A 17,414-nucleotide genomic window follows, 5' to 3' on the forward strand; every position below is an offset into this window, starting at 1 on the left:
GCCCGGGCGGCCCGGGCGGCCCGGGCGGCCCGGGCGGCCTGCTGGGTGGCCTGCTGGGTGGCCGGTCAAGGGCGTGGCAAGCAAGGTCGTGCCCCCGGCGGTGCGGCTGGGCTCGCCGCCGGGTCTTGCCTATCGTGAGCGCCTGTTGCCCAGGAAAGGCGGACTCAGGATGCTCCATCGGCAAGCTGCGCGGCCCGTGCGGGCAGGGGGCGAGCCGGCATGAGCCGGTCACGGTACTCCCGGGTGGCCGGGGTGGCGGTTCACGTGCCGGACGGCGGCCTGACGACGCCGCAGCTGGAAGACCTGCTGGCCGAGCGGAACCCCGGCATCAGCGTGCCGCGCGGCCTGATCGAGCGGCACAGCGGCGTGCGGCGGCGCCACGTCGCCCCGCCGGAGTGGATGGCGTCGGATCTGGCGGTGGCGGCGGCCCGCCGGCTGCTGCGGAAGACCGGGCACACGCCGCCGTCCATCGACCTGATCATCTACGCGGGCGTGTCCGGCGACGCCGTCGAACCCGCGACGGGGCACATGGTCGCGGCCAAGCTGGGGGCCGGCTGCCCGGTCTTCGACGTGCGGGACGCCTGCAACAGCGTCCTGCGGGCGATCCACCTGGCCGACGCGCTCATCACCGGCGGCCACCACCGTACGGTTCTCGTCGTCTGCGGCGAGGTCGCCACCTCCAGCATCCGGTGGCGGGTGGAGTCGCAGGAGGACTTCGAGCCGGCGATCCCGTCCTACACGGTGTCCGACTCGGGCTCGGCGCTGCTGCTGGAGTCCAGCGGCACCCCCGGGGTGCTGGGGCACCGGTTCGGGGCGAACTCCGCGTACTGGGAGGTCTCGCTCATGCCGTTCGTCCGGGACGGTTCCGGTGGTTTCCGCGCCGGCGACTTCACCATCGATCCCGTCGCGCTGGCCATCGGGGTGCAGAAGCTGGATCTGAGCGTGCTGCGGCAGCCGCTGGCCGAGCGCGGGCTCGGCTGGGCTGACATGGCCGTGGTGTGCGCGCACCAGCCGTCGCTGGCGGCGCTGCACTGGCTGTGCGAGCTGATCGAGCTGCCCCGGGACAAGGCCGAGGTGACGATCGTCGAGCACGGCAACCTCGCCGCTGCCACGTTGCCGATGCAGCTGCACCAGGCCGAGCGGGCGGGGCGGCTCAGGCGGGGTGACCTCGTCGCCCTGGTGGGCGTGGCCAGCGGGCTCAGCTCGGGCACGGTGCTGCTGCGCTGGTGACAGGGGCGCGCAGCCGCCGCGCCGACGACTCCCGCCATCGGGTGGGAAGGAGGCTTGACCATGCCGGTCGATCTGCGTGGCCGCCGGCTTCGCCGCGGCGCCGGGACGTCCGCCCTGATCGGCGCCGTCCTGCAGCCCGCCGGCCCCGGAGCGCAGCAGGACGTGCTCGCCGGTGGCTCCGGTGTCCTCGACCGGCTGGGCCGGGCGGCGGCGGGGCCGGCCGGGCGGCTCGTCGTCGCGGTGTGGCTGCTCCTGGCCGCCGGGGCGGTGATGTCGCTGCCCGGGCTCACGCAGCGGCTGGCCCCGCCCTCGCTGGAAGTGCCGGGCTCCCCGTCCGCGGCGGCCGCGGCGCTGATCGCGCGCGGGTTCCCCGAGCTGGGCGGCGAGCAGATGATGCTGGCCTTCAGCTCGGCGGCACTGGACGCGGACGAGCCGCGCTACGAGCAGGCGATCGCCGCCACGGTGGGCGCGCTGGCCGCCCGGCCCGACGTGGGCGCGATGCTGCCGCTGCCGGAGACCGGCGGCAGGCATCCCCGGCACGCCTACGTGCTGGTGGGCGTGCACGGCGACGAGCTCGCCCGGCAGCGCAACCTGCCCGCCCAGCTCGCGAGCGCCCGGCAGGCGGCCCGGGAGGCGTCGGCCGGGGCGGTCACCGTGACGATCCTGGGCGTGAGCCGCGCCTTCGCGCAGCTCGCCCACGCCGACCTGGCGGATCTGCGGTCGATGGAGGCCATGACCGTTCCGGTGGCGGCCGTGCTGCTGGTGCTCGGGCTGGGCGCGGTGGGCGCGGCGGCGGTGCCGCTGGTGGTGGGCGGCGCGGCGATCCTGACCGGTGTGGGCGCGCTCGCGGCGGCGTCCACGCTCGCGTCCGTCGATTCGACCATGCTGACCTACACCGTCACCATGTCGCTGGGGCTGGGGCTCGACTACACGCTGCTGATCCTGCTGCGCTACCGCCAGGCCCGGCGTGCGGGTCTGCCGCCCCCGGTGGCCGCCGGACGCGCCACGGCCACCGCGGGCGGCACGGTGACCTGGTGCGGGGCCGCCATCGTCGTCACCTCCTGCGCGCTGCTGGTCGTCGGCGTGCCGTGGGCGCACTCCCTGGCGCTGGCGGGCATGCTGGCGGCCCTCGTCACCCTGGCGGCCGCGCTGACGCTGGGCCCCGCGCTGCTGTCCCGGCTGGATCGCCGGCTGGAGTGGGGCGCGCTGCCGTGGCGGCGGCCCCGCCGGGGCTCGGCGCTCTCGGCCTGGCTGCGGCGATCCTGCGGGGGCACGGGGCGGCCCGGGTGGGTGCGGGGGGGCCGAGCACATGATGAGGCGGCCCGGCCGGTATGCCGTGGCGGCCGCTGCCGTGCTGGTCCTGGCCGCCGTTCCGGTGCTGCACCTGCGGATGGGGCTGCACTACGACCGTCCGGCGCTCGCCGGGACCGACATCGGGGCCGGGCTGGCGGAGCTGGAGCGGGACGGGGTGGCCGGGGTGACCACCGTGGCGTTGCCGCACCCGGGCCGGGCCGCCCCCGTGGACACGTTCGCCTTCCAGCAGGCGTTGCGGGCCGATCCGAGGGTGTCCATGGCCACCGTGATGGACAACGGCAGGGATCTGACCGTGATGCTGATCGCCGACCGGTGCGCGCCTGACGGGGACGCCGCGGCCGGTTTCCAGCGGGACCTGCACGCGCTGGGCGCGCGCCTGCTGCCCGCGGGTCAGCCGATGCTGGCCGTCGGGCCGGCGGCACGGCTCGGTGACCTGGCGGCGGGTGCGGTCGGCGGGCTGTGGCGGGTGCTGGGGGTGGTGCTGCTGGCGTCGTTCGTGCTGCTGTTGCTGACCTTCCGCAGCCTGCTCATCCCGGTGAAGGCGGTCGCCATGAACCTGCTGTGCGTCTGCGCCGCCTTCGGGCTGCTCACCGTCGCCTTCCAGGACCTGGGCCGCGAGGGCGCCGACGTCAACGCGTTGCTGCCGCTGGTCGTCTTCACCATCGTCTTCGGCCTGTCCCTGGACTACGAGGTCTTCCTCGTCCACCGCATCGCCGAGCACTACCGCCGGACCGGCGACAACACCGCCGCCGTGCTCCACGGGCTGCGGCACACGGCGCGCCCCATCACGCTGGCCGCCGCCATCATGGCCGTCACGTTCGGCGGCCTGATGCTCACCCGGCGGCTGGACTTCCAGCAGGGCGGGTTCGCCGTCGCGGCGGCGATCATCCTGGACGCGACGATCATCCGGATGGTGCTCGTGCCGTGCCTGATGCGGCTGCTGGGGCACCGGAACTGGTGGTTGCCCGGGTTCCGGAGCAGGCGGGGCTCAGCGCCGTAGGAACGCGGCGATGGCCGGCACGAGCCTGTCGTGGGCGTCTTCGAGCACGTAGTGCCCGGCGCGGGGGAAGACGCGCACCTGGGCGCCCGGCAGGCGGCGCCGCCATTCGCGCAGCATGAGCGGGTCGAAGACCGGGTCGCGCAGCCCCCAGCCGATCAGGGCGGGCCGGTCGGCGAAGGCGGCCAGGCTCTCCCCCGCCCGCAGCAGCAGCGGCCAGGACGGGTCGCCGGGCCCGAGCGGGATGTCGTGCACGAACCGCTGGACGGCCAGCCGGTGCCCCTCGCGGTCGTCCGGGGCCAGGAAGGCGGCCCGCACGTCCCGGGGCAGCCTGCTGCGGACCCCGAACGGCGGCAGCGTGGCCAGCCGGGCGAACGCGTGGTGGCGCAGGAACAGGCGCTCCCCCAGGCGGGTCTCGCGCAGCAGCCACAGCGGCAGCCGCAGCGCCGGGCGCACGCGCGGGCCGTGCGGGTTGGGGAAGGCGGCGGTGTTGAGCACGACCAGGCGGGCCACCCGGCCGGGGTGGCGGGCGGCCCAGGCCATGCCGATGGGGCCGCCCCAGTCGTGCATCACGAGCGTCCAGCCTCGGTCGGGGGCCGCGCGTTCGGCGATGAGGTGGCCGGTGAGCGCTTCGAGGTCGTCCACGCGGGAGGCCAGGGTGTAGGGGTAGCGGTCGTCGCCGGGCTTGTCCGACAGGCCCATGCCGATGTGGTCGGGCGCGATGCAGCGGTGCTCGCCGCGCAGCGCCAGGATCAGCCGCCGCCACAGGTAGCTCCACGAGGGGTTGCCGTGCAGCATCAGCACGGGGGCCGCGTCCGCGCCGCCCTCGTCCAGGTAGTGCCGGCGTAGCCCGTCGTGGGTGAACCAGCGGGAGCGGAACGGGTAGCCGGGCAGGTGCGGCCGGCCGGGGCGGGTGTGCTGGGGCATCAGGGCGCCTCGGGGCACGCGGTCACGGGGTTCTCCGAGAGGTGGGCGGCGAGCCTGGCGAGGCCGTCCGCCATGCTGATGCGCGGCTCGTATCCGAGGTCGCGGCGGGCGGCGGAGATGTCGAACCAGTGGGAGGTCGTGGCCTGGACGGCGGCGAGGCGGGTGAGGGGCGGTTGCGCCCGGACGCGGGCGAGCCGGTAGCCGTACTCGACGGCCGCGGCGCCCAGGCGGGCCAGCCGGGCCGGCACGTGCCGGGTCACGGGTGGCAGGCCCGCGGCGTCCAGGAGGGCGTTGACCCAGCGGGTGACCGTGACGGGCTCGTCCTGGGTGATGAAGTAGGCCCGGCCCGCGGCCGGCGAGCCCGGCGCGAGCGCGTCCAGGGCCAGCAGGTGGGCCCGGGCGGCGTTGTCGACGTACACCGTGTCGATGCGTTTGCCGGGGGCGTGCGGCAGGACGAGCCGCCCGCGGCGCGCCCGCGCGGCGAAGCGCGGCAGGAAGTGCGGGTCGCCGGGCCCCCAGATGAGGTGGGGGCGCAGCGCGACCGTGGCGAGCCGGTCGCCGTCGGCGGCCAGGACGAGCCGTTCGGCGATCGCCTTGCTCGCCGGGTAGGAGGCCAGGAAGCGGCGGGCGTGCGGGGCCGACTCGTCCACGCCCTCCAGGTCGCGGCCATCGTGCACGACGCTCGGCGAGGAGGTGTGCACCAGGCGCGGGACGCCGGCGCGCAGGCAGGCGTCGATCACGTTCGCCGTGCCCCGCACGTTGACCGAGCGGTAGGCGGCGGCCGGTCCCCACAGGCCGGCCAGGGCGGCGCAGTGCACGACGGCGTCGCAGCCGGCCACGGCGGCCCGCACGCCGTCCGGGTCGCGGACGTCGGCGGTGTGCTGGACGACGCCGAGCCCGGCCAGCGCCGGGTAGCGGCGGCGGTTCAGCGCCGAGACGTGCTCGCCCCGCGCGGCCAGCAGCCGGCACACGGCCTGGCCGAGGAACCCGCCGCCGCCGGTGACCAGGACCTTCACCGCTCCTCCCTGCCGAGCTTCCTGGCGGCCCAGCGGGCCAGCAGCGGGCGGCGGATCTTGCTGGCGTGCCGGACGTCCATCGGGAAGCCCGGGTGGAGCAGCACCGGCGCGACGTCCCCGAGCGCGCCGGCGTGCGCCCGCACCCGTTCGACGACCTCGCGGCGCTCGCGCCGTGAGGTGCCCGGCTCGCACTCCACGCACAGGACGGGGCGCTGGCCTCCCGGCGCTCCCACCCCCACCAGTGCGCTGCGCCGCACGCCCGGCACCGCGTTGACGATCGGCTCGACCTGGTCGGTGTACAGCTCGCCGTCGGCGGTACGCACGCGCTCGCTCTTGCGGCCCGCGAACCACAGCCGCCCCTGCTCGTCCTGCCGGCCGAGGTCGCCCATGCGGTGCACCGGCTCGCCGTGGTCGTCGATGCGGGCCAGGGCGCTCTCGTACGGGCGGGCGAGGTAGGGGTCGCCGACCGCCGGGCCCGCCACGGTGATCTCCCCCACGGTGCCGGGTGGCGCGAGCAGGTCGTCCGACCAGCGCGGGATCGCCTCGTCGGTGATGCGGATGACGCGGACCCGGTTGCCCGGCAGGACGCCGCCCAGGCAGGTGCCGGCGCCGCGCGCGGTGGCCTCGGCCGTGGCGGCGAGCTCGGCCGCGTCCGCCATGCTGACCAGCAGGCATTCGGTCGCCCCGTACACCGAGCGCACGTCGGCGTGCGCGGGCAGGCACCGCTGGGCGCGCCGCAGCACCGCGAACGGCAGGGGCGCGCCGGCCGTGAGCACGATCTCGACGCTGTCCAGCACCTGGCCGCGTCGCAGGCAGTAACGGGCGAGCCGGTCCAGCAGGGCGGGCGCGGCGAACAGGCCGCGCACGCCGTGGGCGGCGATGGAGCGGGCCATGGCGGCCGGGTCGGTGCGTTCGGGATGGCGCAGGTCGAGCCGCGGGATGACGGCGGCGCACCCCATCGACGGCGCCGCCACCGCGAACGGCAGGAAGGTCGAGTACACGGTGGTGCCCGGCTGGAGCGCGCCGACGTGCGCCAGCAACCCGGTCTGCCCGGCCAGGTGCCGGTGGCGGTAGGGCACGCCCTTGGGCGGGCCGGTGGAGCCCGAGGTGAAGGCGATCAGCGCCAGGTCTCCGGCGTCCGGAGCCACCTGGCTCGGTGCCGCGACCTGCGGCGTCCCCAGCGGCGTCGGACTTGCCGCCGGCACATGCGACACCGGGACGTGCGGCGCTGGGACGTGCGGCGCTGGGACGTGCTGGGTGCCGGCCTCGCCGCTGTGGCGGGTGCGGGCGAGCCACAGGGTGCTCGTGGCGAGCGTGACGGTGGTGCGCACGCTGTCGCGCGCCCAGCCCAGCACCAGGCGCGCCAGGTGCGCGCGCGGGACCGCGATGAACGCGTCGGGAGCGGCCTGTGCGAGGCAGGCGCCGATGGCACGCGCGCCGAGCCCCGGATCGATGAGCACGGGCACGGCCCGCAACCGCAGCAGGGCCAGGACCACGGCGACCAGCTCCCGGCCCGGCGGGACCATCACGGCGGCCCGCGTCCCCGCCGTCACGCCGGCGCGCGCCAGCCTGGTCGCGGCCCGGGTGATGAGCTCGTCGAGCCGGCCGTAGGTCAGCGTCTCGGCGTGGCCGCGCCGGTCGACGCGGCAGGCGACCGTGTCGGGGTGGGCACGCGTCCAGTGCTCGGTCATGGCCACGACGTCGAAGAGCGGGGTGGTCACACCGCATCACCTCTCACAGCTGCGGGAGTGCCTCGGCGGCGGGGTTTCAGCAGGACGCCGCTTCCAGGACGCGCACCTGCCTGGGCAGCTCCAGGCCGAAGAGCTGCGATGGGGGCGCCGCCGCGGCCTGAGCCGGCGTGGACGCCGCGCTGCCCGGCGTCACGGCGCCCGCCGTCGCCGCCGGTGAGACGGGCGGGACCGGTGAGACCAGTGACGCGGCGGCGCTCGCGAGCGCCGCCCCGGCGGTGGAGCCCGACGTGAAGAAGTTCGTGAAGGCCTGCGCGAGAGCCTGGACGGGCACGGTGACGCACACCCTGTCCGGGTCGGCGGCCGATGGAGCGGTGTCCGGCACCTCGGCGGCGGCCGGACCGGCCGGTGCGCAGGCGATCAGGGCGGCGGCGAGCAGGCTGGCGGAAGCGGAGATACGCATGACGAATCCTTGGTCAGTATGGCGAGAAGATCAGCGTGGCGTTGTGGCCGCCGAAGCCGAACGAGTTGGACATCACCGGCCCCGGCGGCAAGGGCCGGACCCGGCCGACCACGTCGACGTCGCATCGAGGGTCCAGGTGGTCGAGGTTGGCGGTGGGCGGGATGGCCCGTTCGTTGAGTGACAGGACGGCGGCCACGGCCTCGATGGCGCCGGCGGCGGCGATGGCGTGCCCGGTGACCCCCTTGATCGAGGTGACGGGGACCCTGGTGGCGCCGAACGCCTCCTTGATCGCCTGGGCCTCGGCCACGTCGTTGAGCGGCGTACCGGTGCCGTGCGCGTTGACGTGCGTGATCTCTTCCGGGGCCAGGCCCGCGTCGGCGAGCGCGGCCCGCATGCAGCGCGCGGCTCCCTCGCCGTGCGGCGGCGGCGCGGTCAGGTGGTGGGCGTCGGAGGTGGAGGCGTAGCCGATGAGCTCGGCGTGGATGCGGGCGTCGCGGCGCAGGGCGTGGTCGAGGTTCTCCAGGACGAGGAAGGCGGCGCCCTCGGCCAGCACGAACCCGTCACGATCCCGGTCGAAGGGCCTGCTGGCCCGCTCGGGCGCGTCGTTGCGCTCCGACAGGGCCTGGCAGCGATGGAAGGCGAGCAGCACGCTCGGGGTGATGCCGGCTTCGGCCCCGCCGGCGATCACCAGGTCGGCGGAGCCGTCGCGCAGGAGGCGGGCCGCCTCGCCGATCGCGTGGGAGCCGGACGCGCAGGCCGTCTCCACCCCCAGGCTGGGGCCCTGGACGCGGTGGTGGATGCTGATGGCGGCGGCCGCGGAGTTGTGCATGATCATCGGCACGTGCAGCGGGCCGGGATTGCCGCGCCCGGGATGCCGGCCGGTGAGCATGGCGAACTCGTCGGTCGTCCTGCCGCCGAAGCCGGTGCCGGTCACCACCGCCCGCCGGTGCGGCGGCGTTCGCGGCGCGCCGGCGTCGGCGAGGGCGTCGGTGGCGGCGCACAGCGCGAGCTGGGCCATCCGGTCGAGCCGGGAGGCCTGCTTGGGCGTCAGGTACGCCGAGGTGTCCAGGTCGGAGATCTGGCAGGCGAAGCCGACGCCCAGCCCCTCGGTGTCGAACGAGGTGATCGGGCGGGCGGTGGACCGTCCGGCCAGCAGCGCGTTCCACAACTCCTTGGGGTGGGCGCCCGCCGGGGTGCGGACCCCCAGCCCGGTCACCGCGACCCGGACCCGGGATGCCTTCATGCGCGCTCGCTGAGCAGCAGGCGGGCCTTGGTGAGCACGTCACCGACCGTCCGCACGTCGGCGAGGGTCTCGCGGGGCAGCGGGCCCCACGTGTCCTCCAGGGCGACGTGGAGCTCGGCCAGGTCCAGGCTGTCGGCCTCCAGGTCCTCGCGCAGCAGCGCGTCCTCGGTGACCCGGCCTGGATCGACCTTCAGGATCTTCGCGCAGCGCTCGCGTACCACGGTCACGATGTCTTCGTCGCTCACGGCGAGCTCCTTCCTCCGAGGGCGTCGTACGCGCTCGTGTCACCCAGCGTCCCTGATGGGGCGATAGATGATCACTTGTGGCACGTCGCCCGCCGTTAAGGAGTTGATCAAGTTTTGCCGCGAGGCGGTTCGCCCGTGCTGCCGCAGATCATGCTCGCTTCTGTCGCGGGCGCGGCTCCGGGAGGGATCGGCCGCGCACGATCACGGCCCGTACGAGGAGATGACATGCCCTTGCACCCGCTCATGCCCGTTCACCCGCTCATGCCCGCAGCCGCGGCCGTGGTGGCCGCCCTGACCGCCACCCCGGTCGCGGCCGCGACCGTCCAGCAGACGCTGCTCACCTGCCAGGTCTCCACCACCTCGGAACGGCCGATCACGTTCGAGCCGCCGGTCAGGCTGCTGCCCCGCAACGTGACGGCCCGGGCCACCATCGTGCTGACCGGCTGCGCCTCCTCGGCGCCGTCGGCCGCCGGCCTGCGCTCGGGCGTGATGACCGTGCACAGCACCGGTCGCGCCTCGTGCGCCGGCGTGCGGGACGTCCGCGGTAAGGGGACGATCACCTGGTACGGGGCCGACGGCACCCAGACGGGCGTGTCCACGGTGCGGCCTTCGGTGGAGCAGGTGTCCGGTTACAACCCCGGCGACATGCTCCTCGGCGGGCGGGTCACCAAGGGGTCGCTGGCCGGGTCGAGCCTGGCCGGCACCGCCACCCCGACCTCCAACGTCAACGCCTGCGCCACCAGGGGGCTCGGCGCCGTCCACGGCACGGGCAGGATCACCTTCACCTCCTGACGTAGGCGCGCTGGATGAAGGGGCGCTCGCACAGGTGGTAGAAGAGGTAGATGCCGGCCTGGAAGGCGGCCGCGAACGCCAGGCCGGCCGGGGAGCCCGACCAGACGGCCCACCCGTAGGCGTGCAGGTTGCCGGCACCGTACATGGGGTTGCGCAGATGCCGGTAGGGGCCGGCGGCGACCAGCTCGCTCGCGTCCGTGAGGGGGCGGCCCGTGAACATGTCGCGGCAGTAGTAGGTGTCCAGGCCGGCGGTGTGGGCCGCCCACACCTTGTAGAACGTGCCCACCGCCACGAGGACCGCCCCGGTGGTGCAGGCGGCCCAGGACGGGACGGCGGCGGGAAGGCTGTCGCCGTAGGCGTGGATGACGACGGCCTGGGCGAAGGCCTGGTTCATGAAGAGCAGGCCCAGGACGACCTCGTACAGGGCGTAGGCGCGGTCCTCACCGAAGCGGGCGATGAGGGCGGGGCGGCCGGGGCCGCCGAGCGTCAGGCACAGGCCGCCGTAGTAGAGCAGCCACACCGTCGCGGCGTAGGCGGTGGCGACGGCCGGGGTCGTCAGGACCGGGGTGAGCAGGTAGTACAGGGCGGCCATCAGGGCGAACAGGAGCACGCGCGCGGGGCGGTAGCGGGTGCCGCGGTCCAGTCGCAGGCCGGAGATGCCGAGCAGGATGATGGGCAGCCGCCAGGTGCTGGTCGGCGCGGCGGTGATGGTGTGCATGTGCGGGGTCTTCCGGTCGCTGGACGGGTGGTGCCGGCGCGGCTCGCCGGTCGGCGGGCTCGCCGGCGGGCGGGCTCGCCGGTCGGCGGTCGCTGGACGCGTGGCGCCGGCGCGCCGGCGGTCTGGATCGGCTGAGGGGGCGGCCTCAGCAGGGCGCGGCCTGCAGCACGAGCATCTTGTCGGGCAGGGCGGGACCGGCCGGTCGAGGCGCCGCCGCCGCGCCCGACTGGTCCTGGGCGGGTGCCGGGGCGCTGGGCACCGCGGCACCGGCGGGCGCAACGGTGCTCGGCGCGACGCCACCGGCAGGCGTGGCGAGGCTCGGCGCAACGCCACCGGCAGGTGCGGCGAGGCTCGGCGCCGCACCGCTTGCGGGCGTGGTGCTCGCGGCGAAGCCGGACACGAACGTTTTGAAGGCATCGGCCATGGCGGCCACCGGGATGCTGATGCACAGCTTGCCCGGGTCATCGCCGGGCGCGGCGGCCGGTGCGATGGCCGGGTCGGGAGTGTCGGCGACGGCGGGCCCGGCGAGCAGGAGACTGCCGAGGGCGGCGGCGAGGACGCGGATGCGCACGATGGCTCCTTGCGGCGAAAGGTCAGGATCGGGTGCGTGGCGCTGAGAGACGGGTCTGCCGTCCAGCGTCGCCGATGCGCCAATAGATGATCACTTGTGACGCGACGTACGCCGTTAAGGAGTTGATCAAGTTTGCCCGCCCGCGATTGCTTCGCTCCGGCTGCCCCGCGTGGCCGGGCGCGAGGGCGCCACCGCTTCCCGGCCTGACCCGCCTGACACCGGACGGCCTGCGTCGAGGCGTCGAGGCGAACCCGCGCCCGCTCGGCGTGGACCGCCCCGACGTGGTGAACCTGCGGATGGGCGGCCTCGAACGCGGCGGGGCGTCAGGCCCACCAGCCTCCCACGACCTCGACGTCCTCGCTGTCGAGGGCCTTGTGCCACACGGGGTCGCGCAGCAGCCGCGCCTCCCAGACCCGCACGACGCCGTCGGGACCCGTGACCGCGTCCTCGCGCGACGGGTGCAGGAACAGCTCGCTGGTGCCCTCGGGAAGGGCGGCGAGCCGGCGCAGGTAGTCGTCCCGCAGCCGCTCGTAGGCGCCGAGCTCGCGGGCCGTGCGCCGGTTGGTGGCGATCGTCCGCGGGATGGCGACGCCGAGCGCGTCGGCGTGGGCGACGGCGCGTTCGTGGGCCGCGGCGAGGTGGGGCGGGAGGGGGCCGCCGAAGTACGGCTCCGGGTCGCGGGGCAGCCGGAAGGCCAGGCCGTGGCGGGCGCACCAGGCGAGCGACTCGGCCAGCCAGGATCTGCCGTGCAGGCCGTACAGGGTGCCGGCGTGGGAGTCGGCGGCCACGGGCGCCAGGCCACGCTCGCGCATCCATCGGAGCTGCGCGTCCGCCTCCCGGATGACGTCCCCGGCCTCGCCGCGGGCGCCGAGCACGAACGGGTCGTCGCTGAGCGTCCCGTCCGGGTCGGCGAGGCTCGCCGCGCCGTCGAGCGGCCGCCAGCGCGGTAGCCCGCGCTCGCTGGTGAGCGTCACGTGCAGCCGCGGCACGACGCCGGTCTCCGCCACCCGGCCCGCGGCCCGCTCCGACTCCGGCGAGACGCAGATGAGCGTCGTCGCGGACACCTGTCCCTCGGCGAGCAGCGCGACGATGACCTCCGTGGTGCCGGGCTCCCTGCCGAGGTCGTCGGCCGTGATCACGACGCGGCGGGTCATCGCGGACGCTCCGCGGCGGTCTCGCCGTCGGCGCCGGGAGCCCGCGGCACGACCGGCTCGTCACCGGACCCGGCGGCCGGCGGCGGGGCCGGCTCGCCGCCCGGCCCGGGAGGCGCCGGCGAGGCCGGCGCGCCCGCCTCGGGCGGCGTCTCGATCGGCACCGAGACGAACCGCGCCGCGACCGCGCCGATCGCCGTCAGCACGAACGGGTACACGCACAGGTACACCCGGAACGCCAGCCCCGGGTCCGCGCCGGGGTCGGCCCCCGAGTTGTAGCCGAGGAACACGCCGAGCGAGGTGAGCGCGAGCCCCGTCACGATCCCGTTGAGCCGGGTGAAGAACCCGAAGGCGGACAGGAAGAGCCCTTCCCGGTGTTCCCCGTTGCGCGTCGCGTCGGCGTCCAGCACCCGCGCGACGATGAGGTCGTTGGTCGCGAGCATGCCCGACCAGCCTGCCCCGACGAGCATCCCCGCGGCGATCGCGGTGACCAGGTCGGTGGCGAAGAACAGGGCGGCGAAGCTGATCGCGAGGACGGCGAAGGCGAGCCGCCAGGTCCACAGGGCGCCGCGGCGGGCCACGACGCGCGTCCACACCGCGAGGCCGGCCGCCGAGACGAGGATGACGACGCCCTGGAGGTAGAGCGCGTCCCCGACCGGGAGTCCGAGGGAGTAGCGCACGTAGAGCTGGATGCCTGACAGCACGAGCGCCATGGCGATCCCGTAGCAGGCGCCCGTGAGGCCGACCGTCCAGAACATCGGGTTGCGCACGATCGACCAGACGCTGCGCAGCAGCCGGGGCCGCTCACGGGTCGAGTAGCGGGGCCTCTCCCGCGCGCCGAGCGCCATGAACACGATCACGGCGAGCGCGACCGCGCCGTAGACGATCGCGGTGGTCCGGAAGCCCTGGGTGGACTCCTCGGTGCCGAACACCCTCGTCGTGAGCAGCGGGGTGACCGCGAGCGAGATCACCAGCGCCACGAGCTGGAAGCCCTGCCGCAGGCTGTTGGCGACGGCGCGGTCGCGCTCGCGCGGGTACAGCTCGGGCAGCAGCGCGCCGTAGTTGGCGTTGAGCATCGAGTCGAAAGCCTCGCACAGGATCGCGAACACCGCGAACCAGAGCACCAGGCCGATGCCCTCCAGGGAGGCGGGCGCGGAGAAGAACGCGATCATGCAGGCGGCCAGCATCGGCGCGCCGGCGAGCAGCCACGGGCGGCGGCGGCCGAAGCGGGTGCGGGTGCGGTCGGACAGGTGGCCGAGCAGCGGGTTGTCGAGGGCGTCGATGACCGCGTAGATCACCATGACCGCGCCGTAGGCCCGGACGTCGAGCCCGAGGATGTCGACGTAGTAGAGGATCATCGACCCCTTGATCATGTTGATCGGGATCGAGGTGCCGAACATCCCGATGGCGTAGCGCCACGCGGGAGTCCGGCCCGGGTCGGAGACCGTAACAGGGTGGGACACGCGATCACCTTTCCTGCGGGGGCGCCGATGCCGTACGTCGTGGGCTCGCGGTAGGGAGTTGCCCCCATTCACCTGATCGTCCGGTGGCCGAATCTCGTTCCACGCCGCGGTCGGCCGGCCGAGGACCCGGCCAAGACGTCACGCGCTACACGCACATGCCCCGCGGCGGGCACTTCGCCGCCCGCGAGGAACCCGGCCTGCCGGCCCGCGACATCATCGAGTTCTTCCGCGCCCACCGTCCCGCCGCGCCCTCAGCCCCGCGACGCGATGCCTGAACCCCGGCTGCCGGGCAAGGCGTCTTCGCCCCGCGACCGGCGTCCGATGGGGGCGCGCGCCGGAATGCCGAATTCATCAGATGAACGATCCGCGCATTGGACGTATTGATTTCTCGTTTTACGCAGCAGGAAAGGAGGCAAAAGTACAGCCTGCTGTACCGGAGGCGGGCAGTGGGCGGTATCGTCACGACGCGTGGCCCTTTTATAGGGTGAGGAGAACACCATGGCGATATGCCATGGTGTGTCCTGTTGAATTCTTGGCCGACCGAACCAGTGGATGGTTCACCGAGAATCCGGCCGGCGTGTCCGAGAGGTCGGACGGGCGCTCAGGAGCAGCATCCGCCGGGTGTTCGGAGAGGGATCGGGGATATGTCATCGGGGAGTAGCAACAGGTCCGGGTTGCTGGGATCGCGGCTGGAAGCGGCGCGTGAGCTGGCGTTCGTGGGGCGGGAGGAAGAGGTCTCGGTCTTCAAGGCGGCGTTGTACGGCGGCGGCTGCAGCGTGCTGTACGCGCACGGTCCCGGCGGCATCGGGAAGTCGGCCCTGTTGCGGCGGCTCGCCCACGAGGCCACGCTGGCGGGCAGGCCGGTGTCCACGGTGGACGGGCGCACCCTGGAGCCGTCGCCGGCGGCGTTCGGGGCCGAGGCCGGGCTGGTGCTGGACGATGCCGACGCGGTGCTGCTGGTCGACAACTTCGAACGCATTCAGGGCCTGGAGGGCTGGCTGCGCGAACGGTTCCTGCCGCGGGTGCCCGTGGGGGCGCTGGTGGTGATCGCCGGACGGTACCCGCCGGACATGCGCTGGCAGGCCGATCCGGGATGGGCGCAGGCGCTGGAGGTGCTGGCGCTGCGGGACCTGCCGGCGGTGGACGCGCAGGCCCTGATGGACTCCTGCGGGGTGCCGGCCGAGCTGCGCGAGCCGCTGCTGGCGTTCGCCGGCGGCCACCCGCTGGCGTTGCTGCTGGGCGCGGCGGTGGCGGTGAAGGACGGCGGGGCCTGCAGGCGGTGGGTGCCGCACCAGGACGTGGTGGCCACGCTGCTGGACCAGCTGGTGGGCGAGCTGCCTTCGGCGGCGCACCAGCATGCGCTGGAGATCTGCGCGCACGCGCACATGACGACGGAGGCCCTGCTGCGGGCCGCGTTGCCGCAGGACGCCGGGAGGTTGTTCCGGTGGCTGCGGCGGTTGCCGTTCGTGGAGTCGAGCAGTCTCGGGCTGTTTCCGCATGATGTGGTGCGCGAGCTGCTGGAGGCGGACCTGCGGTGGCGGGACCCCGACGGGTACGCGGTGATGCACGACCGCATCTACGCGCATCTGGCGGAGAAGGTGCGCACGGCGAGTGACGCGGACGTGCTCGGCGCGGTGGCGGCGCTGCTCTACCTGCATCGGGACAACGGGGCGCTGACCGGTTTCGACCGCTGCCGCGACGAGGGCGAGTTCCAGGAAGAGGTGCTGCGCCGGGAGGACGTCGGCACGTTGCTGCGGGTGGCCGCGGCAGCGGAGGGCACGGCGTCCGCGCGCTGCGCCGCCTTCTGGGCCGAACGTCAGCCGGAGGCGTTCCGCCTGTATCGACGGACGGAAACCGGCGAGCTCGTGGCCTTCTCCGCCTGGCTGCGCCTGGCGGAGCTCGATGAGCGGGAGCTGGCGGCCGATCCCGTCGTGGCCGCGGCGTGGGCGCATGCCCGCGCCACCACGCCGTTGCGCGCCGGTGAACATCTGGCGGTCAGCCGGCTCTGGGTGCTGCCGCAGTATCGCGGCAATTCGCCGGTGCTGGACTTGATCCAGTGGCGAATGATCGGCAACTGCCTGCGGGCCGAGCGCATGGCATGGTCATATATCGCGATACGGCGCCCGAACCACGCATGGGTCGAACATCTCGGACGTTACGGGATGCGCATCATCTCCGACCAGCCGCGGCTGGGCGACGACTCCTACACCCTCTTCGTTCACGACTGGCGCGCGTTGCCGGCGCAGGCGTGGCTGGAGCGGATGAACCGCCTGCTCCTCGACGGCTCCGCCGACGGCCCGAGCATGGCCACCGCGGAACTGGCGGTGCTGTCCCAGGCGCAGTTCGCGGAGGCGGTTCGCAAGGCGTTACGCCAGCTGTCACGGCCAGGCGCGCTGGCCGCTTCCCCGCTGACGCGCACCAGGCTGATCGCCGATCGGGCCGGGCAGGATCCGGGCACGGCGCTGGGCGACCTGCTCCGCCGGGCGATCGACGACCTGCGCGAGGACCCGCGCTCGGTCAAGTTCCACCGGGCGCTGTCCGTCACGTTCCTGCACGGCACGCCCACCCAGGAGCTGGCCGCGGAACAGCTCGGCCTGCCGTTCACCACCTACCGCCGCCATCTGACGGCCGGCGTCGAACGCATCTGCGCCGACCTGTGGCACCGGGAGCTCTACGGGGCCGACGCGTCGTGAGGGGCGCGATCCCCGGCTTCGCGGATCGTCTCGCCGGGACGATGCGACCTGATGACTTCGGCCCGGTGAACCATTTGCATTCTGTCACCGATCCCCCGAGGCCCGCGGAGACGATTTCGCACCGTGTCGCCGTTCGCGAAGCATCGGCGGTCTCCAGAATTTGAGATCTTCCGGAATTCACGACGGAATTGCAGATTGCATTTCGTGATTGATGACGAATGCGGCCCGGGGAGCTTCGACAGGGCCGCCATACGGCGACCCGAAACGACGACACGCGGTCAGGACGGAAGGACGATCCCCTGGGCGACTCAGGCGTGAGGCAACCCTCCGCCCACGGCCTCGAACCCGGACGAGCATCGATCATCCCTTCGCAGATAATCTGCGGCGGGATGGTTTGGGTAGGCTGGCAGACATGACAGCGATGGCTCCCGCACGTACAGAAACCGACCTGTCCTTCCTCCTCGACCACACCAGCCATGTGCTGCGCACCCAGATGTCGGCGGCACTGGCCGAGATCGGGCTGACGGCCCGCATGCACTGCGTGCTGGTGCACGCCCTGGAGGAGGAACGCACCCAGATCCAGCTCGCCGAGCTGGGCGACATGGACAAGACCACGATGGTGGTCACCGTGGACGCCCTGGAGGAGGCGGGTTACGCCGAGCGCCGCCCGTCCAGCACCGACCGGCGGGCCCGGATCATCGCGGTCACCGAGGCGGGCGCCGAGATCGCCAGGCGCAGCCAGCAGATCGTGGACGGCGTGCATCGGGCCGCGCTCGGAGCGCTGCCGGACGACGAGCGGGAGGTGCTGGTCCGCGCCCTGAACCGCCTGGTGAGCGGGCATCTCGCGACCCCGGCCGAGGGCCCGCAGCAGGCCCGCAGGGCACGGGAGCGCGCAAAGTAGTT

16 protein-coding genes are annotated in these 17,414 nt (G+C 74.1%); 6 read left to right on the forward strand and 10 right to left on the reverse strand.

All coding sequences use genetic code 11. The features are described 5' to 3' along the window. Positions 1-219 precede the first annotated feature (219 nt). Genes AB0I79_RS56925 through AB0I79_RS56935 form a run of 3 tightly spaced genes read left to right on the forward strand, consistent with a single transcriptional unit; the run spans position 220 to position 3,544 of the window. Positions 220-1,230, forward strand: coding sequence for a 3-oxoacyl-[acyl-carrier-protein] synthase III C-terminal domain-containing protein (locus AB0I79_RS56925; protein ID WP_357893296.1), 1,011 nt, complete (start codon positions 220-222; stop codon positions 1,228-1,230). Positions 1,231-1,290: 60 nt separating this feature from the next. Further along, positions 1,291-2,868, forward strand: coding sequence for an MMPL family transporter (locus tag AB0I79_RS56930; RefSeq protein WP_357893298.1), 1,578 nt, complete (start codon positions 1,291-1,293; stop codon positions 2,866-2,868). Beyond that, positions 2,801-3,544 carry an MMPL family transporter gene (locus AB0I79_RS56935; RefSeq protein WP_357893299.1) on the forward strand — a complete coding sequence of 248 codons (744 nt, stop codon included), beginning with the start codon at positions 2,801-2,803 and terminating at the stop codon, positions 3,542-3,544. The genes AB0I79_RS56930 and AB0I79_RS56935 overlap by 68 nt, the downstream gene beginning before the upstream one ends. Here the strand turns inward: AB0I79_RS56935 and AB0I79_RS56940 are convergent. The 6 genes from AB0I79_RS56940 to AB0I79_RS56965 are packed head-to-tail and all read right to left on the reverse strand — an operon-like array spanning position 3,533 to position 9,123. Beyond that, a complete protein-coding gene (locus AB0I79_RS56940; RefSeq protein WP_357893300.1) occupies positions 3,533-4,468 on the reverse strand; it encodes an alpha/beta fold hydrolase in 936 nt (311 codons plus the stop codon). The two genes, AB0I79_RS56935 and AB0I79_RS56940, sit on opposite strands and share 12 nt — an antisense overlap. Next, positions 4,468-5,484, reverse strand: coding sequence for an NAD-dependent epimerase/dehydratase family protein (locus AB0I79_RS56945; RefSeq protein ID WP_357893302.1), 1,017 nt, complete (start codon positions 5,482-5,484; stop codon positions 4,468-4,470). The genes AB0I79_RS56940 and AB0I79_RS56945 overlap by 1 nt, the downstream gene beginning before the upstream one ends. Beyond that, complete coding sequence (locus tag AB0I79_RS56950; RefSeq protein WP_357893304.1) at positions 5,481-7,205, reverse strand: fatty acid CoA ligase family protein; 1,725 nt, start codon at positions 7,203-7,205, stop codon at positions 5,481-5,483. The genes AB0I79_RS56945 and AB0I79_RS56950 overlap by 4 nt, the downstream gene beginning before the upstream one ends. A 46-nt stretch (positions 7,206-7,251) precedes the next feature. Then, complete coding sequence (locus tag AB0I79_RS56955; protein ID WP_357893306.1) at positions 7,252-7,635, reverse strand: hypothetical protein; 384 nt, start codon at positions 7,633-7,635, stop codon at positions 7,252-7,254. A gap of 13 nt (positions 7,636-7,648) precedes the next feature. Then, the gene (locus tag AB0I79_RS56960; protein WP_357893308.1) at positions 7,649-8,878 is read right to left on the reverse strand and encodes a beta-ketoacyl-[acyl-carrier-protein] synthase family protein; all 1,230 of its coding nucleotides are present in this window, start codon (positions 8,876-8,878) and stop codon (positions 7,649-7,651) included. Next, on the reverse strand, positions 8,875-9,123 hold the full coding sequence (locus AB0I79_RS56965; RefSeq protein WP_357893310.1) for a phosphopantetheine-binding protein: 249 nt from the start codon (positions 9,121-9,123) through the stop codon (positions 8,875-8,877). Before AB0I79_RS56965 ends, AB0I79_RS56960 begins: the two co-directional genes overlap by 4 nt. Before the next feature lie 225 nt (positions 9,124-9,348). Between AB0I79_RS56965 and AB0I79_RS56970 the strand changes: the two genes are divergently transcribed. Beyond that, positions 9,349-9,915: a hypothetical protein gene (locus AB0I79_RS56970; protein WP_357893312.1), complete on the forward strand. Its 567-nt coding sequence runs from the start codon at positions 9,349-9,351 to the stop codon at positions 9,913-9,915. On the opposite strand, the gene AB0I79_RS56975 is transcribed toward AB0I79_RS56970, so the two are convergent. The 4 genes from AB0I79_RS56975 to AB0I79_RS56990 form a co-directional block, all read right to left on the reverse strand. Further along, positions 9,905-10,633: a PEMT/PEM2 methyltransferase family protein gene (locus AB0I79_RS56975; RefSeq protein WP_357893314.1), complete on the reverse strand. Its 729-nt coding sequence runs from the start codon at positions 10,631-10,633 to the stop codon at positions 9,905-9,907. The two genes, AB0I79_RS56970 and AB0I79_RS56975, sit on opposite strands and share 11 nt — an antisense overlap. Positions 10,634-10,778: 145 nt before the next feature. Next, positions 10,779-11,204 carry a hypothetical protein gene (locus AB0I79_RS56980; protein ID WP_357893316.1) on the reverse strand — a complete coding sequence of 142 codons (426 nt, stop codon included), beginning with the start codon at positions 11,202-11,204 and terminating at the stop codon, positions 10,779-10,781. Between the two features lie 323 nt (positions 11,205-11,527). Continuing rightward, a complete protein-coding gene (locus AB0I79_RS56985) occupies positions 11,528-12,358 on the reverse strand; it encodes a ChbG/HpnK family deacetylase (protein ID WP_357893318.1) in 831 nt (276 codons plus the stop codon). Further along, the gene (locus AB0I79_RS56990; RefSeq protein WP_357893320.1) at positions 12,355-13,818 is read right to left on the reverse strand and encodes an MFS transporter; all 1,464 of its coding nucleotides are present in this window, start codon (positions 13,816-13,818) and stop codon (positions 12,355-12,357) included. Before AB0I79_RS56990 ends, AB0I79_RS56985 begins: the two co-directional genes overlap by 4 nt. A 644-nt stretch (positions 13,819-14,462) precedes the next feature. Between AB0I79_RS56990 and AB0I79_RS56995 the strand changes: the two genes are divergently transcribed. Both AB0I79_RS56995 and AB0I79_RS57000 read left to right on the forward strand, forming a co-directional pair. Then, on the forward strand, positions 14,463-16,511 hold the full coding sequence (locus tag AB0I79_RS56995) for an ATP-binding protein (RefSeq protein ID WP_357893322.1): 2,049 nt from the start codon (positions 14,463-14,465) through the stop codon (positions 16,509-16,511). 412 nt (positions 16,512-16,923) lie between these two features. Then, positions 16,924-17,412, forward strand: coding sequence for a MarR family winged helix-turn-helix transcriptional regulator (locus tag AB0I79_RS57000; protein ID WP_357893324.1), 489 nt, complete (start codon positions 16,924-16,926; stop codon positions 17,410-17,412). Positions 17,413-17,414: the final 2 nt, after the last annotated feature.

The sequence above is a fragment of the Nonomuraea sp. NPDC050202 genome, assembly GCF_040656115.1.
Lineage (GTDB): Bacteria > Actinomycetota > Actinomycetes > Streptosporangiales > Streptosporangiaceae > Nonomuraea.